The sequence below is a fragment of the Nonomuraea sp. NBC_00507 genome (assembly GCF_036013525.1).
Taxonomy (GTDB): domain Bacteria; phylum Actinomycetota; class Actinomycetes; order Streptosporangiales; family Streptosporangiaceae; genus Nonomuraea.
In genome coordinates, this window is record NZ_CP107853.1 from 12,545,520 (window position 1) to 12,572,440 (window position 26,921).

The window sequence follows — 26,921 nt, forward strand, 5'->3', positions numbered from 1 at the left end:
GCTGCCCTATGCCTCTTCCTTGCCGAGCACCGCCGGCGCGTAGTCCTCGTCCGTTCCCCAGACGCCCTCGTCCTCGGCGAGGTGCGGGCCGCGCTCGCGGTCCTTGTCCCCGTTGTTCGCCCCCATCCCGCCCATGCCGGGAGGGGGGTACATCGGCGGTATCCCGGTGTTGAGCGCGCGGGCGATGCTCCCCGGCGCCGCGCTACCTGGCGGCATCGCCCCTCCCGCCACCGGGCCGCCCTCCGGATAGCCCGTGCGGGGCATGGAGGCACGCGGGTCGAACGCCGGGGCGTCCGGCGTGCGGATCGACGGGGGGGTGGTGGAGGTGGGCAGGTTGGGGTTCGCCGAGGCCAGGTCGGTGTTCGGCTTGCTGACGCCGCTCAGGTCGGGGGTCTTCGCGCCCGGAGTGTTGAGGTCAGGGGTGTTGACGCCGGGGGTGTTGAGGCCCGGAGTGTTGACGCCCGGGGTGTTGAGATCGGGCCGCTGGATATCGCCGGGGTCCGGGGTGGTCAGGTCCGGCTGCTTGATATCTCCCGGATCGGGGGTGGTCAGGTCCGGCTGCTTGATGTCGCCCGGGTCCGGCTGGGGGATGGTCGGCGGGCGGCCGGTCCCCAGGTCGCTCGGATCGATGCCGGGACCGCCCAGGGGGCCGGTCTTCGGCATCTTGCCCAGCCCGGTCGGGGGGCCACCTGGCCCTCCGGGGCCAGTCCCCGGCCCCTTGCCCGCCTCCTCGGCCGCCTCGGTGTTGTCGGCGGCCGTGTTGAGCGCTTTCTTCCAGGAGTCGAGCACGTCCTTGGCCTGCTTCAGCGCATCGGCCGCGCCGTCCCGCACCGAGCGGTGCGCCACGTTCAGGCCGCCGCCGATCGCGCCGAAAGCCATGACATGGATGTCGATGGCCCTGGTGTTGTCGCTCATCTCCGTCAGGTCCTGGCCGTAGCCGCCCACGTTCGTGCCCAGTGTCCTGACGCTGGAGCGGCGCATCTTGAACTTCGGGTCGATGGACCGCGGATCGAGACCGGCGCCGAGATTACCGGCTCCGAGGTTGCCGTAGGCGCCGGCGAAAGGATCGCCGCTGGACGAGGATGAGTTGGACATGCGCCCCCCTTGTCACGTACGCCACATACGCTACGCCAGCTCACATTACGGACGCACCCGAATCAGAGCCCCTGTTCTGGCGATACACCCACGATCTGCCCGAAGGATATGGAAAATTAACTGGATCACGTGCGACGCTAGCGACAGATGTTCACTAATGTGACCAATCAGGACGACACTTCGCTGTCGGCCTGAGTCAGCCGACCAGCAAGGGGAGGGAGACCCTGTGGGGACCCAACCGCAGGCGCAAGTAAGCGAATCCGATCTCAAGTCCGCGATCATGCTCATCGAGGACGCCGCCGAGAGACTGCGTGGCATCCAGAGGAACCTCGACACCGCGGGTGTGACGCTCAAGGCCCACTGGGTGGGCCAGTCGGAGGCCGCGTTCGACGCCGTGCACAAGAAGTGGCACGAGCGGATGGACGTCGTGATGGGCAGCCTGGCGCGCCTGGCGCAGAACATCGGGACGAGCAACACCAACTACGCCGCGTTCAACCAGGAGCGGACCGAGGCGATCAACCAGATCGCCGCGATGATCAACGCCGCGCCGCAGTCCCGGATCTAACGAGCAGCACAGGAGGCCGCGATGCCCGCGGAAGACATCTTCGATATCACTAAGGTCAACTTCGCCGGTCTCGGCGAGGGTGAGGACGCCTTCGCCAGGGCGTTCAACGACATGGTCACCACTCTGGACACCCTGGAGCGGGACCTGCTGGCCAAGAGCGCGATCTGGCAGGGCGAGGCCAAGACCGTCTTCGACGAGGTCCGCGCGCTCTGGAAGAGCGAGGCCAACGACATGTCGCAGTTCATCGACCTGATGAAGCAGAACATCAACATCACGAACATGAACATGCAGCAGGTCGAGAGGATCAACGCGCAGATCTTCGACGGCAGGTAGGACAGACGGGGCGAGACCGCCGGAGCCCTGACAGCGAAGGGGGAGCATGGGCACCGATCGTGGGGTGGACCTCAGCAGGCGAGCCATCCAGACCGCCAGGAACGACCTGGCGGAGGCGCTCGCGCTCCTGAGCCCTGACAGGGAGAACGGCGGCACCGCCACCCCCGTGCTCAGACCGGAGGGCGTGGCGACCGAGCTGTCCAACGACTTCTCGGCCATCGGCTTCACGTGGCCGGCCGCCATGGATTTCCACAGGAGCGCGGGCAACGGCATCAGGGCCGTGACCACGTCGTACAACAGCATCGTCCTGCAGGTGCAGACCCTCCTCGAGCTGTTCGACCAGGCGTTGCGCAACTACGACGGCGTCGAAGTGGGCAGTGAGGACCGCTCCGGGCAGGTGCGGGTCTGATGGCTCAGGAATCACATGAGATCAGGGTGCCGGTCAACACCGAGGAGGTCGAGGACGCGAACCTCGAGATCCTGCGGGAAGATCTGGCCAACAACAAGCCCGAGCTGTTGCGTAACGCGGCCTCTGAGCTCCTCACGGCCAAACGCCGCCTCGATAACCTGGTGGGAGTGATCGACCGGCATCTGAGGGAGCTGGACCAGCACTGGACCGTGGGCGAGGACGCCAGGACGGTAAAGGCCGGGCTCCGCAGGTTGCGGGAGTCCGCCGCGGACGTGTCCATCACGATCAGCGAGCAGACCCTGGACCCCGACGCGAAGCAGTGCCTCGCCAACCCGAGTGGCGTCGCTCCCGCACTCCTCCTGCAGGCCCACACGTTGTCGGCGTTCAGCGGCAAGAACGTGCCGGAGTCCGCGGACTCGGATGTCAACTTCCTCGAGGGCGCCTTCCAGGGCGGCGTGGCCGGCACCATCGGAGGCGGACTCATCGGGGGCCCGCCGGGAATGGTGATCGGCGCCGTCGTCGGCACGCTGGCCGGAGGCGTCACCGCCCTGTTCACCGACGGCCCCTTCGCCAACATCATCGGCGATTCCAAAGAGGAGCAGGACAGGAAGGCAGCCAAGGAGCACATCCGGCTGCTGACCGAGGCGACAGAGCAGAACAACCGGGCGTTCCCTGCCAGTCTCCAGACCGACATCCCGCAGTTCGATCCCCTCGCCCCGAAGATCCCGGAGATCCCGTTCAACGGCGGCGACAGGTTCGACGGCACGGTGCCGACCGGCCTCAACCAGTCCATCGCCTCCCCGAACGCCGACCTGGATGGCCTGGGCCAGCCGAACCAGGACGGCCTGCGGGATCCGAACCTGCACCAGATCCCGGGCCTCGACACCACCGATCCGGGCAGCAGGTTTCCCGACGGCCCCGGCATGGGCGCGATCCCGGACCCGAGCACGGACCTGAGCGGCACAGGCATGCCCGAAGGCCCGAACCTCGACACATCCTCGGCGAACACGCCCGACGCCCCCAACACTGACGTGAACGCCCCGCGGACCTCGCTGGCGGGCCTGCCCGACCCGTCGACGTCCCTGCCCACCCCTGCCACCCCGTCCGCCGCGAACCTGCCGAACCCGCAGAACACCAGCGGCATCGGCAACCCGTACGGCGGTGGCGGCACAGGCCCGGGCAACGCAATGGCGAGCGCCGCGAACGCGGCCGCCATGCGCGGCATGGGCAACAGGTCCCCGATGATTCCGATGATCCCGCCGGCAGGCCGAGGCGGCCAGCAGGAGAGTCAGGAGTCGACCCGGACCACCTGGCTTCTCGAGGACGAGGACTATTTCATGAGCGACGAGGCGACCACGAATCCCTACCTCCGTGGCGATGCGAAGGGCAAGGCATGAGCCGCCCCGCGGATGGCGGCACCCCGCCGCCGGAGCTGGAGCTGCCCAGTGACTTCCCCGGGCTCGGCGAGGACGACGGCAACGGTCCCTTCATCGACCACCATGAGGTCAGGAACGTCATCAAGGCCCTGCGCACGAGCCTCGGAGCGCTGCGCGGCGAAACGGTGCCGAACATGAGCGCCACCTGGACCGGGCCCGGCACCGTCAACCAGGTGTCCTACGAGGGCAACGTGGGGCCGGAGGAGGCCGGGCAGTGGGAGGCCGCCTCGGCCTTCGGCAACAACATCCACTTCGCCTACAACGCGTTCGACCCCAGCTACGCGCTGCTCATCGAGCACGTCGAGAAGTGGGCCAACGCGGTGGAGCAGGCTATCGCCAACTACGAGAGATTCCATCAGGACAGCAGTGCGTAAGAACGGGCAGGGATGAGCGATGGCCGATCACTGGGAACCGATCAGGGTCTATGAGGTCGAAGTCACCGCACCCAACTGCGACACCACCAGGCAGCAGATCGTCACGTGGCTGGAGAGCACCAATCCGGACCGGATCGAGTCCGCCGGTCAGAGCTACGTGGAGGCCGCCAAGCTGATCCGGGACGAGGGCGGCGTCCAGGACGCCATCATGGACGCGGCCAGCGGGCTGGCGCGCGTGTGGCGGGGCGAGAGCGCCACCAAGGCGCTGAAGGCGCTGCGGCTGCTGTACGCCAGCGCGGGCGCGCTCGCCGACGCCATGCACGACACCGGCCAGCCGATGACCGACTACGCCAGAGAGGTCAGGACCACCCGCGAGAAGGTGGCCTCGGCTCCGGCGAACAACGGCTCCCTCCTCTACAACGACACCGGCCGGCTCTACACGAACGGCGGCAACTACGGCGCGTACGGCGGCTCGGGCCTGGGAACGGGTCAGACCGGCTACACCCCGCCGCTGATCACCGGCAACGGCGACCTGTCGAACACTCCGTTGCTCCCGCCGGCGCTCCAGGCGGACGCGCAGGCGAGGAGGGACCTGGAAGCCCTCAACGTCAAGATCGACAGCCTGAACCGCCAGCTGGCCGAGGGTCTCGCCTTCCAGATGCCCGATATCGCCCCTCTGGAGGTGGAGCTCGAGAAGCAGGGCAAGCTCGACCCCGGCAGCGGGACCAGGACGCCCACGGGTACGACCACGTACTGGAACGGCAGCGGCTCGGACGGCGGCGGTCCGGGTTCAGGCGTTACCGGCGGCGGCGACACCGGAAACGGCTCGGACAGCCGGGGAGACACCCCGCAGGACCCCGGCCGGACGGATCCCGAGCAGGGCCGGGACGACCCGTCCACGGACGACCCGTCCACGGACCCGCAGGATCCGTCCACGCCGGAGCAGCCCGGCCGCGGCGAAGACCCACAGCCGACCGGCCAGAATCCGGGCCAGGACGGCGCCGACCGGCAGCAGGACGTGCCTCCGGTCATCGGCGCCGACAACAGGGACCAGACCCAGCTCGCGGACGCCGGCAACCCGACCACCACCACGCCGCCCGGCACGACCACGAACCCGTACCAGACGACGCCGAACGCAACGGTCATCCCGACGACCACCCAGCCTCCGGCGACCACCCCCAACCCGTATGCGGCCGGCCAGCCGGGCGCGGGCACCTGGTACGGCACGAGCGGCACGGCTCCGGCGGCCACCCCGGCCGTGCTCAGGGGCGGGTCCGCCACTCCGGGCTCGGGTTTCATGGCCTACCCGCCGGGAGCGGGCATGGGGGCGGTCGGCAGCGAGGGCGACGAGCGCACCCGCGAGATCTACGACCCGGAGCCCGGCATCTGGTCGGTCTCCCATGAGACGAGCCCAGAGAAGATCGGCTGACCCGGGCGAGGCCGGCCCGTGCGGGATCGGGCTCAGCCCTCCATGCGCTGCCGGATCCGATCGAGCTGCCCCATGAGGTCCTCGAAGGTGCGGTTGTAGGCGGCCTGCGCCTGGCGTACCTGCTCCATGGCGGCGTCGGCGTCGGTGCCGAAGCGCATCGGGTTGTCCTCGCCGAAGGCCTCCTCCATCACCTCGCCCATCTGCCGCCGCAGATCCGCGGCGGCCTCGGCCACGGTGATCTTGATGCGCTCGGCGAGTTCGCCCGAGGTCAGGCGCATGGCCTTCGGGTGGAGGACGAGTTCCTTGATCCCGCCGCCGGAGAACTCGACGGCGACGAGCCCGTCCTCGTCCTCGGCCCGGCCGACCAGCTCGGTCATGGAGGTCCGCAGCTCGGCGACGCGTGACATCTGCTCGTCGGCGTTCTTGAGAATCCTGTCGAAATCCAGTGCGCCGAACTCCCGCTCGATCATCCGCCTACCCCACATGCCACAAAAGACGCTTTACTCACAACCCTATCCTCAGGGTTGGCGGGCCGCCGTTCCCGGCCGACGCCCCGGCTGACGGCTCCGTTAACAGCGGGCGAACGTTACAGATCCATAGAAGCCCGGTAAAAAAAGCGGACGTAAGATGCCAGTTGGTGTTGAACGTACGAAAGGTGCATCTGTGGCGGATGCGTTCGAGGCGGAGATCAGGGAGCTCGCAGGCGAGATCAACCAGCAGATCGCCCGCGTTCGCGAGGCGTACGGAGAACTCTCCGCTCTGGAGCACACAGCACGTTCCGCGGACGGGATGGTGAGCGTGACCGTCGGCCGGCACGGTCAGGTACGCGCCATCGAGTTGAACCCTCGGGTGTATCGCACCCTGTCCCCCTCGCAGCTGGCCGAGGCGATCATGCAACAGGCCGGCAAGGCCACCGCCGCGGTCTCCGAGCAGAGCAAGGAGCTCTTGAAGCCCCTCATGCCGGAGGGCGTGCCGCATGAGGAGGTCTTCGGCGAGCACGCCACGCTCGACGCGTTCTTCCCCAGCCCTGTGGAGCCGGCCCCGTGACCGGCTACTACGTGGAACGGGAGGCGCTGCGCCGTGAGGCCAGGGTCTACGACGAGCTCGAGCGCAACGCGAAAGAGGCGCGTGACGAACTCCGCGCCGCCTTCGACCGGGACAGGAACACGCTCGGCAACGACGAGTACGGCGCCGAACTGGCCAAGAACATGCCCGGAATCGAACGCGGCATCTTCGACGCCCTGAAGGCGCACATCGACGAGCTCGAGCGCCTGGCCTCGGGCCTGAACGTCAGCGCCCGCAACTACGAGGCTGCGGAGCAGCCCCCCGTCGAGCGTCGCTGATCGCCCATGGGCTTCGACGGGTTCCTCGTGCCCGAGTTCGCCAAGCCGTACATCGGCTGGGTGGTCGGCATGGACTGGCCGGAAGGGGACGAGTCCGGCTGCTTCCGGCTGGCCGACGCCTGCGTGACCGCCGCGCACCGGCTCGTCGAGGGCACGGCCGCCGACCAGCCGGGGAGCGCGTCCAAAATCGGCTCCGCCTGGGACGGGGAGGCACACCTCGCCTTCGCCGCCCATGTCGAGGCGGTGGTCGGCGGTCAGCTCGCCGCCGTCGTCAAGCGGCTCGTGGACACCGCCGTCGCGCTCAACGGCGTGGGAGTGCAGATCCAGTACGCCAAGTACATGATCGAGGCCACCGTCTGGCTGCTGATCGCACAGCTGGCGTATCTGCTGGCCATGGCCCTGGCCAGCGGCGGGGCGAGTCTGGCGCTCATCCCACCACGTCTGCAGCTGGCACGGATGACGGTCGCGCAGATCGCCAAGACGTGCCTGCGCAACATAGCGCTGTTCGCCGGGATCGTGGCCGGCATGGACCTGGGTATCCAGATCCTGCAGATGGCGAAGGGCCGCAGAGACGAGATCGACGTCCAGCAGGTCGCGATCTCGGCGGCGGCCGGCGGCGCCATGGGCGGGCTCATGGGACTGCTCTCCGGCGGCCTGAGCCGGCTGGCCACGCCGGCCCTGCGGGCCGGTCTGACCAGGGCGGAGATGTCCACGGCGGAGAAGCTGCTGGCCGCGGCCAGCTCGTCGTTGTACGGGCAGGCCGCGCAGTTCGCCGTGACCGGCGGCATCACGACCGCGGGAACCTTGTTGGCCCAAGGGCACTTCAGCTGGGACATGCTAGCCAAGGGCATCACGTCCAGTGCGCTGGGGGCGGACGGGCAGCACCTGGCCACGCCCATGCCACATGGTGCCGACGGCTCGCCCACGCCCGGCCCGGCCGCTCCGTCCGGGGATCCTCCGCCGTCCGGAAATCCTCCGTCCTCCGGACGCCCTCCATCCGGCCCGGACACTGGCGGCGCGCGCGTACCCGAGACCAACGGTGAAACGACCCTGTCGGCGGCGGCGAACCATAACCAGCGGACCACCATCAACGCCGGGGCTGACGGGCCGTCTGTATGGAAGAGCCTCGACGTTCCGTCCCAGCAGGCCGAAGTCGCCGCGGCCCGGCCCGATGGCCCGCCGGTGTGGAAGAGCGCTGAGGCGCTCACGCGGCCAGATGGTTCGCCGGCGGTGAGGAACTCCGCGCTGCCCGCGCAGTCAGTGGACGGAGCAGCGGCCCGGCCCGATGGCCCGCCGACCTGGAAGCCGCGTGAGGCGCTCATTCAGTCAGCGAAGGGCGCCATGCACAACGCTCAAGTCCTTCTGGCGGCGAGACCTGAGGCTGGCTCGCACTCGGCTGACCGAGGTGTTTCGGAGATGTCGGCGGACCCGAGTCGGACGGCTCGGCCCGAGGGGACTATCGAAAGCAAGGGTGCCGAGCCGACTTCACGGCCGGATACCGCTTCACAGTCGGTCAACAGCAAAAACCCGGACACAGTGGCGAGCGCCGCTACGCCGTCCCGACCGGACGGCCCGGTGGCCTGGAAGGACAAGCCCGACATCCTTCCACCGCCCGAAAGGCATCCACCTCGCACCGTCGAGATCGGCGCCCTGGGCGAAACGGCCGTACACGACGTCAAGGTGCCGGAAAGCGCGACGGCGGCGGCTCGGGCTCTGACCGACGGCATCACGGGTGTCACCCCGCGGGAACGACGCGCGATCCGCGAGTGGCTTGCGGAGACGCTCTCCGACGGCAATCGCGACACCTGGACCAACCATCTCCAAAGGGGCGTGGCACTCAGCGTCGGAGACAAGGTGATCTACCTCAAGCTGACGCCGAGCGAGTTCACCCACATGGAGCACCCGAGCCTGGCGCCGGAGAAGCCGGTCGCGTTCGGCGGGGACGGCGTGGAAGGCAAGTCCTCGCAGGCCTCCTCCCTGGAGCGGACCGCGGGGATGATTCGCGCGCTGAATCACTCGTCGGACGAGGCCGAGGCGAGCGCCCTGCCCCGTGCGGGCATCAGCAACACGTTGCGCACGACCCACACGAACGGCATCGAGGTCATCAGCGGCCACAAGGCCGTTTCCCCGGCGCACGACTATTTCGTCGCCGACATCTCGCTGGAGGTGTACCGCAACGGCGAGAAGGTCACCGAAACCGCCGCAGTCCCCGAGCTGTCCGTGACCCTCCCCTTCCCCAAGCAGTTCACCCGTGAAGGGCCGCTGCTGGCCGCCGACCACCCACCGGCGCTGCCTCGCCACGAGGTCCCGCCCGGAGCCGAGCACAAGTTCCGTGATCACGGGATCGCCATCACCGGGATGGACGTCACGCCTCTGGTGCTGGAGGTGCAGCGCCGGACGTTGTCGGCGGGCGTGCCCGCGGGTGAGGTGGTCAAGATCGTTGAGCACCTCACGTCCACCGTGCTCAGCGAGCAGGGGATGAAGAACCGCAGCCAGTCGTTGCTGTCGAGCGGGGCCGGCTCCGAGGCGGTCCGGTACAAGAGCTCCGCACTGCGGTCAGCGGAGGACTCCATCGAGGTCACCAGCCGGATCACCCGGATCGAGCCCATCGACGGAAGCGGGCGGCCACCGATCGAGACGATGTTCCGGGACGACATGGGGCGGCGCGAGAGCGAGGGGACGACACATCGGCAGGGCGCGAGCCTCAACGTTCACGCGGGCGGCAAGATCGGCCTGACCCTGGGCGACAGGGCGGAGGTCATCGGACGCGCCATCGGCGGGTTCGGCTTCGGCTCTGACCATGTGACGACCACCAACAGAGCACACGGCAACCACACCGTCCTGACCAGGCTCGATGACGTCACCATGTACGACGCCCACATGCGGCTGCAGGTCGAGACCGAGAAGCTGGGCACCTTCGAGGTGGAGGTGAAGGCCGAGCTGACCGTGCCGGCTCGGGACGCGCCCCGGATGGAGCAGGACATCTTCGGCCACGATCTCCGGCCGCGAGGGGAATTCAACGAGATCCGGCAGAAACTCGCCGACCTCCACCGGGAAATCGACAACGTACGTGAGGAGTTCGTGCGCAGCGAACCGGTCGGTGAATACCCGGCCAGGGGCGAGCACCCGAACCGCGGCTACGACCCTCACGCGCTGGAGCCGGAGACACTCGCCGCCGGGCGGGGGACAGGACTGGGCAGCGGCATCCGCGTCCACTCGGAGACGCTCCTCAGCACGGAGATCCGCCAGGCCGTGGATCAGGCACTGCCCGACCTCCCGCCGGGGATCAGGCGCCAGGTCGCACGGGACATCGAGAGCCGCTTCGGGGGCGTGGCCCTGGAAGCCGACCTGACGCATGCCCTGCACGGGATCAGGTACGACAAGACGATCGGCGGCTACACCTTCGAGATCCTGGCCGAGGGCACTCTCGGCCGGCGGCACCAGGTCGGCTCGACCGACATGACGGTGAACGAGCGCAGGATCACCTCGCGGATCGACACCAGCCAGCGGGAGACCTCCGTCGGAGGCCGTGCGGAGGTACGCGCCGTCGCGCGCCTCGAGGTGAACGAAGGGCTCAAGATCGACCCCGCGAACCTGGCTGTCACCAGGAGCGGCACGAAGGCGGAGAGTGTCGGCTTCTCCGCCGGTCACACGAGGTACGACCGCACGGAGACCAGCGGCGGCTTCACCATCACGCGGGATCTCTCCTTCGATGTCAGGATGAGGGTCTCGCGCAACGGCACAGAGGTGACGAACACGTCATGGGAGGTGCACGGCAGCAAGGCGGAGATCCTCCTGCCGAATACCCACCTGCCGGAGACGCCGGTGCTCGCGCAGGACGTCGCACATGTGGGTCGTATCGAGTCGTCGACCAGGCCGCCCGGTTACGTATGGGCTCACGACGACCGGCTGCACGCCACCGTCCGCCTGGGCGCCATGCCTGACCTGGCTCAGACGGTGGCCAGGGCGCACGCCGACTGGGCGGGACTGCCGCTGCCCGCGGAGCGGCTGGACGTGCCGACGGTGTTCGAGACCGCCACCGACGTGATCAAGCTGGAAACCATGATCACATCTCACCCCGACGGCCTGCACTACACCGTGTCCGACCAAGGGGGATGGCGGCACGACGTGCATGTGAAGGCCGACGTGGCCGGGTTGAAGCACGTCAAGTCGGAGACCGGGGTAGAGCACGAAATCTACTCCAACAGCAACTCGAAGATGACGGACAGCGAGCGCAGCAGACAGGCCCTGGGCGGGCACGCCCGGACCGGCCTGCGCGTCACCTTCGGCCGCGACGGCGAGCACGGCGGTGAGACGGCGGGTCACACAAGAGGGGACGAGGAAACCACAGGAAACGAGCGAAAGGTCGTGGCGCGAGCGGGGGTGCACGCCGCCGCGAAGAGCATGACCCAGGAAAGCTCCTACCTGGGCGGCAGCGACGTCGCCCGGGTCACCTACTCGGACGGGAGCCCCTCGCACTGGTATCGCGGAGACCTCGTCCTGGAGGTGACGCCGTCCAGAACCAACGGGGAAACGGTCGAACGGGGCCCGACCACCTACGTCCGGGTGGGCGAGATCATGGACCTCGTCCTTCCTGACGAGGTGGCACGCCGTCACGGTCTGGAAGGTCCGGAGGGCGTGGAGCCCGCCAAGCAGGCGGGGGACACGACCCGCGCCTATTCCGCGCCTGAGGCGGCGATGAGCACCGCCTCCGTTCAGCATCTCGACGCGCAGACCGTACTCCCGAAGATCCTCGAGAAGCTTCGCGACGAGAAACTGTTCTTCCCTGACCAGGAGTTCACGAACCACCCGGTGGCCGAGCACCTGCGCGGCCACTACGGCCAGGACGCGCTCGCCACGAAATTGGGGGAACTCCGCGGAAACGGAGTGTCCTCCTGGTTGTTCGTCACCGACGAACACGGCCGGGTCACCGAACGCGTGGGGATCCGGGTCACGGCCGAGATCGGCGACGGGGTGCACGTCGGTGAGCGTTCCGACACCGGCCTCATGCTCCGCAGCGAGCGCCTCAGCGGCGACCTGAGCGTGCGTGAGCGGGGATCGGACCACGGCGGGGAGCTGCTCGCGCGCTACTCCGAGTCATCGGACGGCCAGCTGAGGGGAGCCGAAGCGGGCTACGCGAACTTCCGCGACTCCCACACCGTGGACGCGCGCGGAACGAATGCGAAAGACATCAACCGTTACCAGACGCGGGAGGCCCCGCAGGAGTTCAAGCACCCGGTCACGTACGAGATCACGCTCGAGCGCGCCCAAGTCCGCCCTGTCCTGGAACCCATGCAGAGCGCGGCCCGCAGCATGCTGCTCAAGGTGGGCGAGGTGACCGGACGTGACGGGGCCGTGCGGCTCTTCGACAGGCATGTCGGGGTCACCTCGACGTCCAGAGCGGTCGCGGACGGCGAACTCGGCGTCTTGGTCCCGGGGCACCTCACCATGGAGGTCCCGCAAGGGACCCCGGTCACGGCGCGTACGCCGGTCGCCGCCGCGGACCCGCGATGGGCGGAGCCGGCCGGGCCCAGCACCATGACCACCACGCTCGGGAGGGGCGTCCCCAAGGGAGACGTCAGCCAGGTCGCGTTCCCGGCCGCCACGATGGTGGAGCAATGGGCGCCGGTGGCCGCGGTGCCGCCGAAGCTCCGCGAGGAGGTGCCCTCGCTGGACAACAGGCCCAACGGATTCGAGCTGTCTCGCCCGGCCGGCATGTCCCTGGCCGAGGCCGCCAAGGAAAGGACCATGCGCGCGCACATCGAGCAGTTGCTCGCGCATGACTACGAGATCCCAGGGGTCGGCAAGGTGGGGATCGATGTCAACGGGGCCCGCGAGATCACCAGCGCGCTGGTCAAACAGCGCGTCTACGCGCAGACCATGAGCACAACCGGGCACGGCCAGGAGCAAGGCCGCGGCCGGGCCGCCCGAGCGGGCGGGTCCGACGGATCGACCGGCGAAGGGAACCTGGGCTTCGGCGGCATCGGCGGCAGCACGAAGACGGCGGACGAGGCCGCGTCGCGGAGCGCCGACATCGTCGAACGCAACTTCCTGGAGAAGCAGCACGAGAACACGTACCTCGAAGTGGACATCTCCGTCGTGCTCTATGGCGAGGGCAGGCCGCTGGTGATAGACGTCGACAAGGGCCTCTACCTGAGGCTCACCCCTGAAGGGCTCGCCGAGTTCGACGCCGCGCATCCCGGGGTCATCAGGCGCTGACCTCCGGGCGGGCTAGCCGGACAGGCCCCTGATCCAGGTGTAGACGTCGAGCACGCCGAGCGCCAGCGGGAAGAGCGCGATGAGCAGGATGACGTCCACGACCTCACCCGCACGCCCCCAGAACGGCGACAGCCGCCCGGACGGCAACCACAGCCCGAGCCCGACGACCAGCATGGCCAGCCAGAGCAGCCCCATCACCACGGCCGCGGCGGCCACCGTCCCTGCGCCCGCGGCCAGTGCGATCGCCACCCCCACCAGTCCGGCCAGCCCCGTGCTCAGCAGCCAGAGCCGCTGGCCGAGCCCGTGGAAGACGCGGGCGCGCAGCAGCAGCACCAGGGAGAGCACGATGGCCATGGAGACCGCCATCCAGGTGGCGGTCGTCATCAGGTAGGCCAGCGCCCCGATGGCGGTCAGCGTGATGCCGACGATCATGCCGGTGGCGTACCGGCCGGCCTGGGCCGTCCGGCCGAGCACGGCGTCGCTGTCCAGCCGCTGGTTGTCCGCACGCAGTTCCTCGGCGTTGGTGGGCAGGGCGGGCAGCGGCACCCGGGCGATCCTGAACGACAAGGACGGGATCAGCGGGCTGAACGAGATCAGGATCGTGACCGTCATGGCGGCGACACCCGCGGCGGGCACGCCGAAGACCATGACCACGGCCGCGGCCAGCGCGCCCGCCACCGTCGCGATGGCCGTGCCCAGGAAGCCCGCCACCCCGTCGGCGACCAGGGTGCCGCCGATCGTGGCGACCAGTGCGGTGCAGGTGAGCGCCGCCAGCAGGTGAGGGGCGCCGATCCCGGCCAGGGTCGAGCCGCTGACCAGGCCGTACAGGCCGGCCAGGAAGGCGTACGGCAGGGCTGCGTAGCCGATGAGGGCGCCGGCCGAGGAGTCGCCGACCGCCCTGGACAGGGCCGCGCTGACGCCGAGCAGCAGCAGCGCGAGCATGCCCGCGACGACGGCCACGCCCAGCGGCGCGCTGCCGGACAGGACCAGCGCGGGCGCGCCGAGCGCGAGCAGGATGGCCGCCGCGCCCGTGCCCATGGCCTTGGTGTGGCGGGATTCCCACTTGCCGGTGCTCTGCTTCACGCCGGTGGCCACGACGTCGGCCACGTCGTCGTACAGTGCGGGCGGCAGCGTGAATTCGCGGGGCCGCAGGTAGAGGAGCTCCCCATCCAGCACCCCGAGGGAGGCGAGCGTCTGCCCCAGGTCGAACGGCTGGCCGCCGAGCCGCTGGAGCACCCAGCCGGGCGCGCTCGCCGCGTCGCCGCCCGCCTCGCCGACCGCGCGCAGCAGCCCTGGAAGCACATGAGGCAGCGGGATGTCGGCAGGCAGCGCCAGATCCACCCGGCGGCGCGGGGCGACGATCGTGACGTGGCACAGCGCCGCCTGCGGCGCCCGCCCCGGCGCACCATGCGGCACCGGCGGACCCGGAGGCATGGGTTGCATGGGCTGCATGGGCGGATGGGCGAGCGAGGTCACGACCACTCCAGATCCGGCTGGCTTAAAACGACACGACCGACATAGCGAACATATAGGGACGGCCACATATAAGGATGGCGCGTCTGGTAAGAAAGTGTTTCAGGTGACAGGAGGGTTGTCCCGTCAGTGAGCATTGTTGTCGTCCGGCGTCCTGAGCGCCGTCCGAGCCCCCAACCTCCGCGCGGGGAGATCCTGCTGGAGTCCCCGCCGGAGATCCCCGAGGTCCAACCCGCGGGGCTCGGTGGCGTCCTCATGTACGTCCCGATGCTGGCCGGCGGGGCGGCGATGGGCTTGATGTTCACCGCGGGCGGCCACGCCAGCCCGATCATGTACGTGGCCAGCGGCCTGTTCGCCATCTCCATGCTGGGCATGACCGCCGGCCAGTTCGGCCGCAACGCCGGCGAGCGCAAGAACCGGCTCAACGGCCTGCGCCGGGACTACTTCCGCTACCTCGCCCAGATCCGCAAGCGGGTCCGCAAGGCCGCAGTCCAGCAACGCGAGGCCCTCGAGTGGAGCGGCCCGGCCCCCGACACCCTGTGGTGGGTGGCCATGGGGCCGCGGCTGTGGGAGCGCAGGCCCCGCGACGACGACTTCGGCACCGTACGCCTGGGCACGGGCGTGCAGAAGCTCGCCGTGCAGCTCATCCCGCCCGACTCCAAGCCGGTCGAGGACCTCGACGCGTTGACGGCGGGCGCGCTGCGCAGGTTCGTCAGGGCTCACTCCACGGTGTCGGGGTTGCCGGTCGCGGTCGCGCTCAACTCCTTCGCGCGGATCCACCTCAGCGGGGATCCCCGGGCCGTCCGCGGCCTGGTCAGGGCGATGATCGCCCAGCTGGCCACCTTCCACTCCCCCGACGACATGCGCATCCTCGTGTGCGCGAGCAGGGAGTGGATGCCGCACTGGGACTGGGTGAAGTGGCTGCCGCACGCCCTGCATCCCGAGGAGGTGGACGCGGCCGGGCAGGTCCGGCTGATGGGCGAGAACCTGGCGCAGCTCGACCAGCTGGTGGGCGACGAGCTGAAGGAACGGGCCAGGTTCCGGCCGGGCACGGACGCGCTGCCGTACCACATAGTGATCGTGGACGGCGGGCACGTGCCGCACGATTCCCAGCTCGGCACGGACGCCATCCAGGGCGTCACGGTGATCGACCTGTCGGACGCGACCGGGCCGGTCGAGGAGTCCGCCACGCTCAGGCTGGAGATCCGGCCCGACGGATTCCACATGGTCAAGATCGACCACGCGGGCAAACGCTCCACGAACCGGCTGGGCGACCCCGACACGCTCGACTACGCCCGGGCCGAGGGTCTGGCCAGGCAGCTCGCGCCGCTTCGGGCCTCGGCGGGCTCAGGCGGCGAGTCGCAGGACCTGCTGAGCACCAACACCACGCTGACCGACCTGCTCGGCGTCGGCGACCCCGGCAGGCTCCAGCCCGCCGTCACCTGGCAGCCCAGGGCCGGCCGCAACAGGTTCCGGGTGCCGATCGGCCTGGGCGGCGACGGCCGGGTGGTCGAGCTGGACATCAAGGAGTCGGCGCAGGGCGGCATGGGCCCGCACGGGCTGGTCATCGGCGCGACCGGCTCGGGCAAGTCGGAGCTGCTGCGCACGCTCGTCCTCGGGCTCGCGATCACCCACTCGTCCGAGATCCTCAACTTCGTCCTGGTCGACTTCAAGGGTGGCGCGACGTTCCTCGGCCTGGACACGCTGTCGCACGTCTCCGCCGTGATCACTAACCTGGAGGACGAGCTCCCCCTGGTCGACCGCATGCACGACGCGCTGCACGGCGAAATGGTACGCAGGCAGGAGCTGCTGCGCGCGGCCGGCAACTACGCCTCGCTGCGTGACTACGAGCGGGCCCGCGAGCAGGGCGCGGACCTGCAGCCGATGCCGACGTTGTTCATCGTGCTCGACGAGTTCAGCGAGCTGCTGGCCGCCAAGCCGGAGTTCATCGATCTGTTCGTCATGATCGGCCGGCTGGGCCGCTCGCTCGGCGTGCACCTGCTGCTGGCCTCGCAGCGGTTGGAGGAGGGGCGGCTGCGCGGTCTGGACACGCATCTGTCGTACCGGATCGGCCTGCGCACGTTCTCCGCCATGGAGAGCCGGGTCGTGCTCGGCGTGGCAGACGCCTACGAGCTGCCGTCCTCGCCGGGCAACGGCTATCTGAAGTACGACACCACCGGCATGACCAGGTTCAAGGCCGCATACGTCTCCGGCGCCCACCACGAGGACCCGGCCCAGGCCGTCGCCGCGGACGGCCAGACGACGTTGCGCGAGGTCGTCGAGTACGGGCCCGCGTACATGCCGCTGCCCGAGATCACCGGCCCTGTCCCTACCACGCCGCAGCCGGAGGGCGAGTCCGCGAGCGGCAACCAGCGCAGCCTGCTCGACGTCGTGGTCGGCCGGCTGGCCGGGCACGGGCCGCCGGCCCACCGCATCTGGCTGCCGCCGCTGTCCGAGTCGGCCACCCTGGCCCACCTCATGCCGCCGCTGTCGGTCACGCAAGAGCACGGCCTGACCACGGCGGGCTGGGCCGGCCGGGGCAAGCTGCACGCGGTCGTCGGGATCGTCGACAAGCCCTTCGAGCAGCGGCGCGACCCCTTCTGGCTGGACGTGTCCGGCAGCGCGGGCCATGTGGGCGTGGCCGGCGGCACGCAGAGCGGCAAGAGCACCGTGGTGCGGACGCTGGTCGCGAGCATGGCGCTCACGCACACGCCGCGCGAGGTCCAGTTCTACTGCCTGGACTTCGGTGGCGGCGCGCTGGCCTCGCTGGAGGGACTGCCGCACGTGGGCGGCGTGGCCAGCCGGCTCGACGCCGAGCGGGTGCGCCGCACGGTGGCCGAGGTCGGCGCGATCCTGGAGCAGCGCGAGCGGGACTTCGGCGAGCACGGCATCGAGTCGATCACCACGTACCGGCGGCTGCGCCAGGAGGGCGCCATCGAGGGCGACGGCTGGGGCGACGTGTTCCTGGTCGTGGACGGGTGGCTGACGCTCAGGCAGGAGTTCGACTCGCTGGAGCCGACCATCACCGACATCGCGGCACGCGGGCTCGGCTACGGCATCCACCTCGTCGCGGCGACCAACAAGTGGTCGGAGTTCCGGCCGAGCATCCGCGACCTGCTCGGCACCAAGATCGAGCTCAAGCTCGGCGACGCGTACGAGTCGGAGGTCAGCAGGAAGAAGGCGCTTGCCGTGCCCGAGGCCGCGCCGGGGCGCGGGTTGACGAAGGACGGCTTCCACTTCCTGTCCGCGCTGCCCAGGATCGACGGCGTGCAGAACGCGGCGGACCTGGCGGCCGGCGCCCGCGGCCTGGTGCAGGCCGTCCGCGACTCCTGGCACGGACCGGCGGCGCCGCCGGTCCGGCTGCTGCCCCCGGTGCTGGCCGTCTCCGCGCTGCCGGACGACCCCGATCGCATTCCGATCGGCATCGACGAGGCCTCGCTGTCGCCCGTGGCGCTGGACTTCGACGCCGACCCGCACTTCGTGGTGTTCGGCGAGAACGAGAGCGGCAAGTCGAACCTGCTGCGCCTCATCGCCGAGGGGCTGGTGGGCAGGAAGCAGCCCAGCCAGGCCATGATGATCGTGATCGACTACCGCAGGTCGCTGCTGGACTCGGCGGCGACCGAGCACCGCATCGGCTACGCGGCCTCCAGCGCGGCCGCCACCGAGCTGATCAACGATGCCAGGGGCGCGCTGCTGAGCCGCCTGCCGCCGGCGAACCTGACATCCGAGCAGCTCCGCGACCGCAGCTGGTGGCAGGGCTCGGACCTGTACATCATCGTCGACGACTACGACCTGGTCGCGACCTCGTCCAACCCGCTGCTGCCGCTCGTCGAGCTGCTGCCGCAGGCCCGCGACATCGGTCTGCATCTGGTGCTGGCCCGCCAGATGGGCGGCGCGGGACGCGCCATGTTCGACCCGGTGATCCAGCGGATGAAGGACATGGCCACGCCGGCGCTGCTCATGTCCGGCAGCAAGGAGGAAGGCTTCCTCTTCGGCAATGTGCGCCCGCAGACCTTGCCGCAGGGGCGCGGTTACCTCGTGGACAGGCGATCCGGCGCACGCCTGATGCAGACCGCGTACCTGGACACCGAACCGACGGGAGGCGAACGTGGCGGATCTTGACATTCACCTCTCGGCGCTGGACCGATGCCGTGAGGCCATCAACAAGGCAGCCGGCCAGTACGAGGACACCCTGCGCGAGCGCAACCCGGGCCGGCAGGCCTACGACGAGCACGGGAACCTGCGCAACAACCGCACCCCGGTCAACGAGGAGATCTTCGGCGACCTGCCCGACTCCGGCCTGCTGGCCACGGCCGCCGACAACGTCTGGACCGCGGTGGCCAGGGAGATGGACCAGGCCTACCGCAAGCTCGACGGGACCGAACGCGGCCTGAGCAGCGTCGAGGAGAACATCCGCGCCGCGCACCGGGGCACCTCGTGAGCATCTCCAGCCTGCCCGAGTACACCCGGCTCACCGAGATGCTCAGGAAGGTGACCGGCGACCCGGACAAGATCACCTCACTGGCCCGCCAGTGGCGCAGCGTGTCCGGCGACCTCAACGAGTTCGCCGGGGCACTGGGAGCGGCGGTCGAGGTGGTGGACGACGCCTGGAAGGGGCGCTCGGCCGACCAATTCGACACTTACATGCGCAAGTACGGCAGGGCCGCCGAGGAACTGCGGCTGGCCCTGTCCAGTTGCGCGTCCTCGATGGACGACGTCGCGACCGCGCTGCGCGAGGCGCAGACCGAGATCGGCGCCATCCGCAGGGACCTGGACACCAACGCCCGCAACTACGAGACCCACTACTTCGCCCACAACTCCGACGCGACCGAGGAGGACGTGAAGCCGGAGCTGCGCAGGATGGCGAACGAGGCGCTCGGCGAGGCCCGGCCGTGGTTGAACAAGGCGAAGAGCGCCGTGCACAAGGCCCAGGGCGACATCAACCGGTTCCTGAACGAACGCGCGCTGCTCTTCCGCCAGATCCCGGACGTGGTGCTCGAGGAGTTCACGCCGGCGCCCGGCCGGACGATCGAATGGCAGCGCGACCCCGGCTACCAGACCCGCGACAGCACGTCCGTCCAGAGCCACGGCGGTTCCTCAGGCGGCTCGACGGGCGGCTCCGCTGGGTATGGACCGAGCGGTCCTCCCCCGCCCGGTGGCGGGCCTGCGCCGACGGGCCGGGTCAAGGAGTGGATCGAGGAGGCCATCGCGATCCTCGCCAGGCAGGGCGTGCCGGTTTCGAAGATGAACGCCAACGACATCTGGATGATCATCCAGCACGAGTCCGGCGGGAACCCCCACGCGATCAACAACTGGGACTCGAACGCGGACCGCGGCACGCCGTCCAAGGGCCTCATGCAGACCATCGACCCCACGTTCAACGCCCACAAGCTACCTGGGCACGGCGACATCTACGATCCCGTCGACAACATCATCGCGGGTGTGCGGTACGCGATCTCACGCTACGGCTCGGTGTCGAACGTGCCCGGCGTGGTCAACAGCAAGAACGGCCTGGACTACGTCGGCTACTGACGGCGCCAGGGCCCGGCGTCCGGGCCCTGGCGGGCGCCTCAGCCGCAGTTGGCCCAGCCGACGCTGGTGCTCTGCGAGCCGACGCTGCCGGAGAACTTCACGCACTTGCCCTTCGCGGACAGCTTGACCGGTCCCGCGTAGTACTCGTAGTTGCCCTGGTCGGTGTCCGAGCCGCCACCCTGGACGTCCAGCGTGGCGCTGACCGGGGTCTTCTTACCCACGTCCGCAGACTTCATGGTGACCACGCAGTTCTGGCCGGTGCTGTTGTTCCACAACTGGAACGTGGTGCCGCCGGTGAACGCCTTGGAACGCTGGATGGAGAAGCCGGACCCGCACACCTGCTGAGGCGTGTAGGGGTTCTTGGCCGGTGGTGGCTGCGTGGTCTTGGTCGGCGTGGGCTTCGCCGTCGTCTTGGTGGGCGTCGGCTTGGCGGTCGTCTTGGTCGGCGTGGGCTTGGCCGCCGTCTTCGTCGGGGTTGGCTTGGCCGTCGTCTTGGTCGGCGTCGGCTCAGGCTCCTCGGTCGGCGTGGGCTCCTTGGTGGGGGTCTTGCTCGGCTCCACTGTCTTGGTGACGGTGGCCGTGGGCGAGTTCTTGCGCTTCTTCGTGGGCGTCGCCTGCGCCGGGGCCGAACTCGTCGCGGTGGGCTGCGTGGTCGGGATCGGCTGTGTGGGGACTGGGGCCGGCGTCGTGGGCATGGTCGTCAGCTCAGGCACCGGGGGCGAGGCCGAGTCGGTCGGCAGGATCATCGGGCCGATGCCTGAATCGTCAGGAGTTCCCGTGGTGCCCCAGGGAACCGGGACGTCGGTCTGCGCCTGCTGCGGGTCGCCGCCGACGGGATAGGAGCCCTGCGGCACTGGAGCCGCCGACGTGCCGGCGGGCACCGGGACCTGGTCCGCGTTGGCCTGGGCCGCGGAGGCCGGGTTGACCGGCTGCAGTTCGACGTACCTGTTGGCGCCCCACAGGCCCAGGACGGACAGGAGCACCACCACTCCGACGCCGGCGACCAGCGCCATGGGGAAACCCCGGCGCGGCGTCTGAGCACCGGGCCTGGCGGGCATCGCCTCCAGCCTGATCTGGTGCGGCGGCTGCGGGTCCGGCTCCGGCGGGCCCCACATGGGCGCCTGCGGCTGCTGCGGCACCGGGGGCGGCACGGCCATGCCCTGCACGGGCACCGGGCCTTGAAGAGGCGGCCCTTCAACGGGCGGACCTTGCACGGGCAGCGGCCCTGGCGCGAGCGGCCCCTGAACGGGCGGCCCTGACACGGGAGGTGGCCCCTGCACGGGCACACCCTGCACTGGCACACCCTGCGGCGGCAGGCCCTCCGGCGACGGGCCATGGGGCGGCACTTGCAGCGGCGGACCCTGGAGCGGCACCTGCGGCGGCGGGCCCTGGACCGGCGGGCCTTGGAGCGGCACCTGGGGCGGCGGGCCCTGGACCGGGCCCTGCGCCAGCGGGATGTGGATCGGCGGAGCACCCTCGCTGAAGGTGGGCGGACCCTGGACGGGAACGCCTTCGATCACCGCCGCCGGCCCGGCCGGCGGCCGCGCCGCGCTCGTGTCGCCGAGCACCTGCATGAGCGCGCTGTACGTGGTCGGCCGCCGCCCGACCTCCTTGGCCAGCGCCGACAGCAGCACCCTGCGCATCGGCTCGGCCTCGATGCCCACCTCGGGCTCGGCGTTCAGCACCGCCTCCCGCCCGTTGAACGGCGGCGTGCCCGAGCCCGCGAACACGATCGTCGCGGCCCACGCGAACACGTCCGCGTACGGGCCGTACTGCAGGCCGGCGAGCTGCTCGGGAGCCTGGAAGGCGACCTCGCCCACGGGCTCGCCGAGTGCGGCGTCGGTCACTCTCGGGCCGTCGGCGCCGAGGATCACGTTGTGCGGCGTGAGCGATCTGTGCGACAGCCCCGCGAGGTGCACGGCCGACAGCGCGGTCAGCACCCCGACCGCGACCCGCTCGAGCGCGTCCCCGCTCAGCGGCCCGTCGTCGGCCACCACCTGGGCCAGGCTCTTGCCCTCGACGTATTCGCGGACGACGTACGGACGTTCCTCCAGCAACCCGGCGTCCAGCACTCTGGCCACGTAGGAACTCGAGATCCGCTTGGCGCCCAGGTAGGTGCCCAGCGCGTCCGGGCCGGGCTGGGGCTCGGCCGGGAGCAGCTTGATGGCGACGATGGGCGCGTCCTCGGACTCCCGTCCGAGGAACACCTCGCCCCGCGGCCCCTCTCCCAGGAGACCGACGATGGCGTACTCGCCGATCCGCTCTGGATCACCAGGGCGCAAAGGGTTCATGACCAGACCTTTCACAGCAAAGCATGATCTCGTCACATTGAACCAGATCTGTCACATAAGCATCAGAGGTTTACTGATCTATCCGACAATTCACAGTCCCGTTTCCTTGCAGACGCTGTGAGGCCGGTCACTCCGCCCGCCCGGGCCGCCATCCCCTGCGGCGCCCCATGGGGATCATGACGCGGGTGACCGCCACGAGCAGCGCCAGCCCCAGCGCCGACCCGGCGATGATCAGGGCGAGGTCGATCGCGTCCCGGTCCACGGGCGGCGCCTTGGCCACGGTGCCCGGCGGGAGTGGGCTGGCCGGTGGCGGGGCGACCACGGGAGCGCCGGCGGGCTCGAAGGGAAGGACCGCGCTGACCGCCTGCATGGGATTGACCATCCCGGCCCCCTTTCCCACGCCGGTGGCGCCGTCGGCCGTCGCGATGATGCGCTGCCGGACCTGGGCCTGGTCCAGGGTGGGGAAGCGGGCACGGACGAGCGCCGCGACCCCGGACACGTACGGGGCCGCGTAGCTGGTCCCCTTGAGGTCCTTGTAATAGGAGCCCCCCGGCCAGGTCGAGGTGACGCCCTGGCCTGGGCCGAGCACGGCGACAGGCGACTTGGGGTTGGAGAATTCGGACAGGAGGCCGTTCGGCCCGGCCGCGCCCACGGCCAGGACGCCCTCGTAGGACGCCGGGTAGTCGGGCAAGGGGGTGCCGTCCTCGTCCTTGACGTTGCCCGCGGCGGCCACGATGACCACGTCCTTGGCGAGCGCGTACTCCACGGCCGCCTTGAGCGCGGGCTGGTCGCTCGTCGCGATCGACACGTTGATGACCTTGGACCCCTGGTCGGCGGCGGACTTGATGGCCCTGACCAGCAGGTCGAGACCGTCGGACCGCTCGGCGTTCGTCTGCTTGTACGACAGCAGCCGCGCGCCCGGCGCCATGCCGTAGAAGAGCACGCCCTGCATGTACTGGGCGCCGATGATGCCCGCCACCGCGGTCCCGTGCCCCAGGCAGTCGCGGTAGCCGGTGCCGGTGAGATCGGCCCTGCCCGCCAGGCGGATCTGTGGATGCTGCAGGTCGACGCCGCTGTCGATGATCGCCACGCGCACGCCCGCGCCCGTGGACAGCGACCAGACCCGTTTGGGGTCCAGCCTTTTCTGCGCCCAGGATTCACCGCTCTGCATGACACCCCGGGGCGGATCGCAGGCCTCACGGGCGGCCGCGGGCGCCAGCGGGACCTGCAGGGCGAGGAGGCTCGCCAGGAAGGCGCGACCAATCATGGCGAAAAAGCGTAGCTTGCCCGATTCGGTCGCCGGCCCGGTTCAACGGAAAGAAGCCCCAGCGGCGCGACGCCAGGGCCCCATTCCGTTGCTCATTTCGTGGCAGACTCGATGTTCTGCCGGTAGGTGCCGATGACGCGAGAGGCCTCCTGTAGCTCCTCTGTCATCCGCTGAAAGGCCGTGCGGTAGTTCTGCCAGGCCTGCTGGAAACGCTGCGCTCCGGGACCCGTCCACGCCGTGCCGACCTTGGCGGCCTCACGGTCGAGTGCGGTCATCGTGGTGCGGACCGCCTCCGACTGCTGCGTGAACTGGGTCGCCATCTGCTGCATTTCTGCGGGATCGCCGCCGAGCATACTCTGGCTCATGCATACCTCCTGACCGTGTGAAAGCGCCATCACACTAAAGGGGGTGCACCAGGCGTCGTCGTGGTTATACCGAGCGGCTATGGTCTTCCAGAGGAAGATTCGGGATTTGACGGGAGCTGTCCGGACATGCGCGAGGTTGTGGTGACCGGCGGCGGCACCGGGATCGGATACGCGATCGCCGCGGCGTTCGCCTCGCTGGGCGACCACGTCACGATCACCGGCCGCCGCGAGCACGTGCTGAAGGAAGCCGCCGAACGCCTGGGGGCGGCCTACGCCGTCTTCGACGCCGCGAGCCCCGTCGCCGTCAAGGACGCACTCGACAGCCTGCCGTCGCGGGTGGACGTGCTGGTCAACAACGCCGGCGGAAACACCAACCTGGACCGCAGGCAGTCGGACGACCTGATGGACGTGGCCGAGGCGTGGTGGGCCAACCTCAACGCCAACCTGATGTCCGCCGTGCTCGTCACGGCCGCGCTGGCACCGCGGATGAACGACGGCGGCAGGATCGTCTCGCTCGGCTCGATCGCCGCCCGCGGCACCGGCTCCGGCTCGTACGGCGCCGCCAAAGCCGCCATCGAATCCTGGACCGCCGACGTGGCCGCCGAGCTGGGCCCCAGGGGCATCACCGCGAACGTCGTCTCCCCCGGCCTGGTGCTGGACACCGAGTTCTTCCGCGGCCGCCTCACGCAGCAGGGCATCAGAGCTCGTGTGGAGAACACGCGCAACGGCCGCCCTGGCACCCCGTCCGACGTCGCGGATACCGTTCTGTACCTGGCCTCCGCGGGAGCAGGGCACGTCACCGGGCAGGTGCTCCATGTCAATGGCGGCGCGTACCTGGGCCGCTGACTCTCACAGGAAGGACGGACATCGGTGCGGAAGGTTCTGATCGCCAACCGCGGCGAGATCGCCGTACGGGTGGCCCGCGCGTGCAAGGACGCCGGTATCGCGAGCGTGGCCGTCTACGCCGACCAGGACCTCGACGCACTGCACGTCAGGGTGGCCAGCGAGGCGTACACACTGGCCGGGCAGTCCCCTGCGGAGACCTACCTCGACATCGCCAAACTGCTGGACGTGGCCGCCCGCTCCGGTGCCGACGCCGTGCATCCCGGATACGGATTCCTGGCCGAGAACGCCGCCTTCGCCCAGGCCGTCATGGACGCGGGCCTGATCTGGATCGGACCGCCCCCGGCGGCGATCGCCGCTCTCGGGGACAAGGTGCAGGCCAGGCACATCGCGCAGAAGGTCGGCGCGCCGCTGGTCGCGGGCACCAAAGACCCGGTGTCCGGGGTTGACGAGGTGGTGGCGTTCGCCGAGGAGCACGGGCTGCCGATCGCGATCAAGGCCGCTTACGGCGGCGGCGGGCGCGGGCTGAAGGTCGCCAGGACGCTGGAGGAGATCCCCGACCTGTACGACAGCGCGGTGCGCGAGGCGGTGTCGGCCTTCGGCCGGGGCGAGTGCTTCGTGGAGCGTTACCTGGACCGGCCCCGCCACGTGGAGACCCAGTGCCTGGCCGACGCGCACGGCGCCGTGGTCGTGGTCTCCACCCGCGACTGCTCGCTGCAGCGCCGCCATCAGAAGCTGGTCGAGGAGGCGCCCGCACCGTTCCTGTCGGCCGAGCAGGAGCGGCTGCTGCGGGACAGCTCCAAGGCCATCCTGCGCGAAGCCGGATATGTCGGGGCAGGGACCTGCGAGTTCCTCGTCGGTCAGGACGGCACGGTCTCCTTCCTGGAGGTCAACACCCGCCTGCAGGTCGAGCACCCGGTGACCGAGGAGGTCTCCGGCATCGACCTCGTACGGGAGATGTTCCGCATCGCCGACGGCGAGCCGCTGGGCTACGACGACCCGGCCCTGCGCGGCCATTCCCTCGAGTTCCGGATCAACGCCGAGGACGCGGGACGGGGCTTCCTGCCCGCCCCCGGCGCCATCACCGGCTGGCGTGCCCCCTCCGGTCCAGGCGTGCGCCTGGACACCGGATACGAGCAGGGCGAGACGGTGCCGGGCGCCTTCGACTCGCTGGTGGCCAAGCTGATCGTGACCGGGCGCACCCGGCAGGAGGCGCTGGAGCGGTCGCGGCGAGCGCTGGCCGAGTTCGAGATCTCCGGAATGCCGACGGTGCTGCCGTTCCACCGGGCCGTCGTCACCGACCCGGCCTTCACCTCGGCGCCGTTCTCCGTCCACACACGGTGGATCGAGACCGAGTGGGACAACACGATCGCCCCGTACGCGGAGGACGTGGCCGCGGCCGAGGCCCCGTCGCGCGAGACGGTGACGGTCGAGGTCGGCGGCAAACGCCTGGAGGTGGTCCTGCCCGCGGGCCTCGGCACCTCCACCGCTACGCCTGCGGCGAACAAGGCGCCGCACCGGCGTGGCGGCGGCACGGCGAAGAAGCCGGCGGCGGGCGGCGACTCGCTGGTGAGCCCGATGCAAGGCACGATCGTCAAGGTCGTGGCCGCCGACGGGGACACGGTGACCGAAGGCGACACGGTCGTGGTGCTGGAAGCCATGAAGATGGAGCAGCCGCTGGCCGCGCACAAGTCCGGCACGATCACCGGTCTCACGGCGGCCGTGGGCCAGACCGTGACGTCCGGCGCGGTGATCTGCGAGATCAAGGACTCGTGACGGATGCCACATGACGTTTACTTGAGGTCAATGGGGCGAGTAAGAGAATTCGCAGCCCCAGGATCTTCGCCGAGGGTGTGCGCCTCCGCGCTTCCCGGCGGGTAACGTGCGCAGTGAGGAACTTTGCCGACCGCCCATTCGTCCTCAAGGGCGAAGGAGGCTTGCTGCCAA

At 69.9% G+C, this 26,921-nt stretch carries 20 protein-coding genes; 14 read left to right on the forward strand and 6 right to left on the reverse strand.

Going from position 1 to position 26,921, the window contains the following annotated elements:
- Positions 1-6 precede the first annotated feature (6 nt).
- Entirely contained in the window at positions 7-1,095 is a 1,089-nt protein-coding gene (locus OHA25_RS59175) for a hypothetical protein (protein ID WP_327585495.1), read from the reverse strand.
- Positions 1,096-1,321: 226 nt separating this feature from the next.
- On the opposite strand from OHA25_RS59175, the gene OHA25_RS59180 reads away from it, so the two are divergent.
- The 6 genes from OHA25_RS59180 to OHA25_RS59205 are packed head-to-tail and all read left to right on the forward strand — an operon-like array spanning position 1,322 to position 5,641.
- Positions 1,322-1,660, forward strand: a complete 339-nt coding sequence (locus tag OHA25_RS59180; RefSeq protein WP_327585496.1) for a WXG100 family type VII secretion target — start codon at positions 1,322-1,324, stop codon at positions 1,658-1,660.
- 21 nt (positions 1,661-1,681) lie between these two features.
- Positions 1,682-1,993, forward strand: coding sequence for a WXG100 family type VII secretion target (locus tag OHA25_RS59185; RefSeq protein WP_305920249.1), 312 nt, complete (start codon positions 1,682-1,684; stop codon positions 1,991-1,993).
- A 46-nt stretch (positions 1,994-2,039) separates the two neighbouring features.
- A complete protein-coding gene (locus OHA25_RS59190; protein ID WP_305920248.1) occupies positions 2,040-2,402 on the forward strand; it encodes a hypothetical protein in 363 nt (120 codons plus the stop codon).
- Positions 2,402-3,799 (forward strand): hypothetical protein, encoded by a 1,398-nt coding sequence (locus OHA25_RS59195; protein WP_327585497.1) that lies wholly within the window; start codon positions 2,402-2,404, stop codon positions 3,797-3,799. The genes OHA25_RS59190 and OHA25_RS59195 overlap by 1 nt, the downstream gene beginning before the upstream one ends.
- Positions 3,796-4,212: a hypothetical protein gene (locus OHA25_RS59200; protein WP_327585498.1), complete on the forward strand. Its 417-nt coding sequence runs from the start codon at positions 3,796-3,798 to the stop codon at positions 4,210-4,212. Before OHA25_RS59195 ends, OHA25_RS59200 begins: the two co-directional genes overlap by 4 nt.
- A 19-nt stretch (positions 4,213-4,231) precedes the next feature.
- Complete coding sequence (locus OHA25_RS59205) at positions 4,232-5,641, forward strand: WXG100 family type VII secretion target (protein ID WP_327585499.1); 1,410 nt, start codon at positions 4,232-4,234, stop codon at positions 5,639-5,641.
- Positions 5,642-5,673: 32 nt separating this feature from the next.
- Here the strand turns inward: OHA25_RS59205 and OHA25_RS59210 are convergent, their stop codons facing one another.
- Positions 5,674-6,111: a YbaB/EbfC family nucleoid-associated protein gene (locus OHA25_RS59210; protein WP_327585500.1), complete on the reverse strand. Its 438-nt coding sequence runs from the start codon at positions 6,109-6,111 to the stop codon at positions 5,674-5,676.
- Between the two features lie 193 nt (positions 6,112-6,304).
- Here OHA25_RS59210 and OHA25_RS59215 point away from each other — a divergent pair, with 193 nt between their 5' ends.
- The 3 genes from OHA25_RS59215 to OHA25_RS59225 are packed head-to-tail and all read left to right on the forward strand — an operon-like array spanning position 6,305 to position 13,203.
- Positions 6,305-6,688 carry a YbaB/EbfC family nucleoid-associated protein gene (locus OHA25_RS59215; protein ID WP_327585501.1) on the forward strand — a complete coding sequence of 128 codons (384 nt, stop codon included), beginning with the start codon at positions 6,305-6,307 and terminating at the stop codon, positions 6,686-6,688.
- The gene (locus OHA25_RS59220; protein ID WP_305920242.1) at positions 6,685-6,984 is read left to right on the forward strand and encodes a hypothetical protein; all 300 of its coding nucleotides are present in this window, start codon (positions 6,685-6,687) and stop codon (positions 6,982-6,984) included. Before OHA25_RS59215 ends, OHA25_RS59220 begins: the two co-directional genes overlap by 4 nt.
- 6 nt (positions 6,985-6,990) lie before the next feature.
- A complete protein-coding gene (locus OHA25_RS59225) occupies positions 6,991-13,203 on the forward strand; it encodes a WXG100-like domain-containing protein (RefSeq protein WP_327585502.1) in 6,213 nt (2,070 codons plus the stop codon).
- Positions 13,204-13,215: 12 nt separating this feature from the next.
- Here the strand turns inward: OHA25_RS59225 and eccD are convergent, their stop codons facing one another.
- Positions 13,216-14,679, reverse strand: coding sequence for a type VII secretion integral membrane protein EccD (gene eccD, locus OHA25_RS59230; RefSeq protein ID WP_327585503.1), 1,464 nt, complete (start codon positions 14,677-14,679; stop codon positions 13,216-13,218).
- Between the two features lie 126 nt (positions 14,680-14,805).
- On the opposite strand from eccD, the gene eccCa reads away from it, so the two are divergent.
- Genes eccCa through OHA25_RS59245 form a run of 3 tightly spaced genes read left to right on the forward strand, consistent with a single transcriptional unit; the run spans position 14,806 to position 20,208 of the window.
- Positions 14,806-18,798, forward strand: a complete 3,993-nt coding sequence (gene eccCa, locus OHA25_RS59235) for a type VII secretion protein EccCa (RefSeq protein ID WP_327585504.1) — start codon at positions 14,806-14,808, stop codon at positions 18,796-18,798.
- The gene (locus tag OHA25_RS59240) at positions 18,785-19,117 is read left to right on the forward strand and encodes a hypothetical protein (RefSeq protein WP_327585505.1); all 333 of its coding nucleotides are present in this window, start codon (positions 18,785-18,787) and stop codon (positions 19,115-19,117) included. The genes eccCa and OHA25_RS59240 overlap by 14 nt, the downstream gene beginning before the upstream one ends.
- Positions 19,114-20,208 carry a WXG100 family type VII secretion target gene (locus tag OHA25_RS59245; RefSeq protein ID WP_327585506.1) on the forward strand — a complete coding sequence of 365 codons (1,095 nt, stop codon included), beginning with the start codon at positions 19,114-19,116 and terminating at the stop codon, positions 20,206-20,208. The genes OHA25_RS59240 and OHA25_RS59245 overlap by 4 nt, the downstream gene beginning before the upstream one ends.
- 38 nt (positions 20,209-20,246) lie before the next feature.
- Here the strand turns inward: OHA25_RS59245 and OHA25_RS59250 are convergent, their stop codons facing one another.
- The 3 genes from OHA25_RS59250 to OHA25_RS59260 form a co-directional block, all read right to left on the reverse strand.
- A complete protein-coding gene (locus OHA25_RS59250; RefSeq protein ID WP_327585507.1) occupies positions 20,247-22,499 on the reverse strand; it encodes a serine/threonine protein kinase in 2,253 nt (750 codons plus the stop codon).
- Positions 22,500-22,626: 127 nt separating this feature from the next.
- The gene (locus OHA25_RS59255) at positions 22,627-23,766 is read right to left on the reverse strand and encodes a S8 family serine peptidase (protein ID WP_327585508.1); all 1,140 of its coding nucleotides are present in this window, start codon (positions 23,764-23,766) and stop codon (positions 22,627-22,629) included.
- Positions 23,767-23,858: 92 nt separating this feature from the next.
- Positions 23,859-24,131 (reverse strand): WXG100 family type VII secretion target, encoded by a 273-nt coding sequence (locus OHA25_RS59260; RefSeq protein WP_305920234.1) that lies wholly within the window; start codon positions 24,129-24,131, stop codon positions 23,859-23,861.
- A gap of 126 nt (positions 24,132-24,257) precedes the next feature.
- Here OHA25_RS59260 and OHA25_RS59265 point away from each other — a divergent pair, with 126 nt between their 5' ends.
- Positions 24,258-24,977 (forward strand): SDR family NAD(P)-dependent oxidoreductase, encoded by a 720-nt coding sequence (locus OHA25_RS59265; protein WP_327585509.1) that lies wholly within the window; start codon positions 24,258-24,260, stop codon positions 24,975-24,977.
- A gap of 24 nt (positions 24,978-25,001) precedes the next feature.
- Positions 25,002-26,750, forward strand: coding sequence for an acetyl/propionyl/methylcrotonyl-CoA carboxylase subunit alpha (locus OHA25_RS59270; RefSeq protein ID WP_327585510.1), 1,749 nt, complete (start codon positions 25,002-25,004; stop codon positions 26,748-26,750).
- Positions 26,751-26,921 lie beyond the last annotated feature (171 nt).

Excerpts from the sequence above, each read along its gene's own strand:
- OHA25_RS59265 (WP_327585509.1), top strand. The coding sequence starts at position 24,258 with ATGCGCGAGGTTGTGGTGACCGGCGGCGGCACCGGGATCGGATACGCG.
- OHA25_RS59210 (WP_327585500.1), bottom strand. The coding sequence starts at position 6,111 with ATGATCGAGCGGGAGTTCGGCGCACTGGATTTCGACAGGATTCTCAAG.
- OHA25_RS59250 (WP_327585507.1), bottom strand. The coding sequence starts at position 22,499 with ATGAACCCTTTGCGCCCTGGTGATCCAGAGCGGATCGGCGAGTACGCC.
- OHA25_RS59195 (WP_327585497.1), top strand. The coding sequence starts at position 2,402 with ATGGCTCAGGAATCACATGAGATCAGGGTGCCGGTCAACACCGAGGAG.
- OHA25_RS59185 (WP_305920249.1), top strand. The coding sequence starts at position 1,682 with ATGCCCGCGGAAGACATCTTCGATATCACTAAGGTCAACTTCGCCGGT.
- OHA25_RS59205 (WP_327585499.1), top strand. The coding sequence starts at position 4,232 with ATGGCCGATCACTGGGAACCGATCAGGGTCTATGAGGTCGAAGTCACC.
- OHA25_RS59225 (WP_327585502.1), top strand. The coding sequence starts at position 6,991 with ATGGGCTTCGACGGGTTCCTCGTGCCCGAGTTCGCCAAGCCGTACATC.
- OHA25_RS59200 (WP_327585498.1), top strand. The coding sequence starts at position 3,796 with ATGAGCCGCCCCGCGGATGGCGGCACCCCGCCGCCGGAGCTGGAGCTG.
- OHA25_RS59260 (WP_305920234.1), bottom strand. The coding sequence starts at position 24,131 with ATGAGCCAGAGTATGCTCGGCGGCGATCCCGCAGAAATGCAGCAGATG.
- OHA25_RS59190 (WP_305920248.1), top strand. The coding sequence starts at position 2,040 with ATGGGCACCGATCGTGGGGTGGACCTCAGCAGGCGAGCCATCCAGACC.
- OHA25_RS59175 (WP_327585495.1), bottom strand. The coding sequence starts at position 1,095 with ATGTCCAACTCATCCTCGTCCAGCGGCGATCCTTTCGCCGGCGCCTAC.
- OHA25_RS59255 (WP_327585508.1), bottom strand. The coding sequence starts at position 23,766 with ATGATTGGTCGCGCCTTCCTGGCGAGCCTCCTCGCCCTGCAGGTCCCG.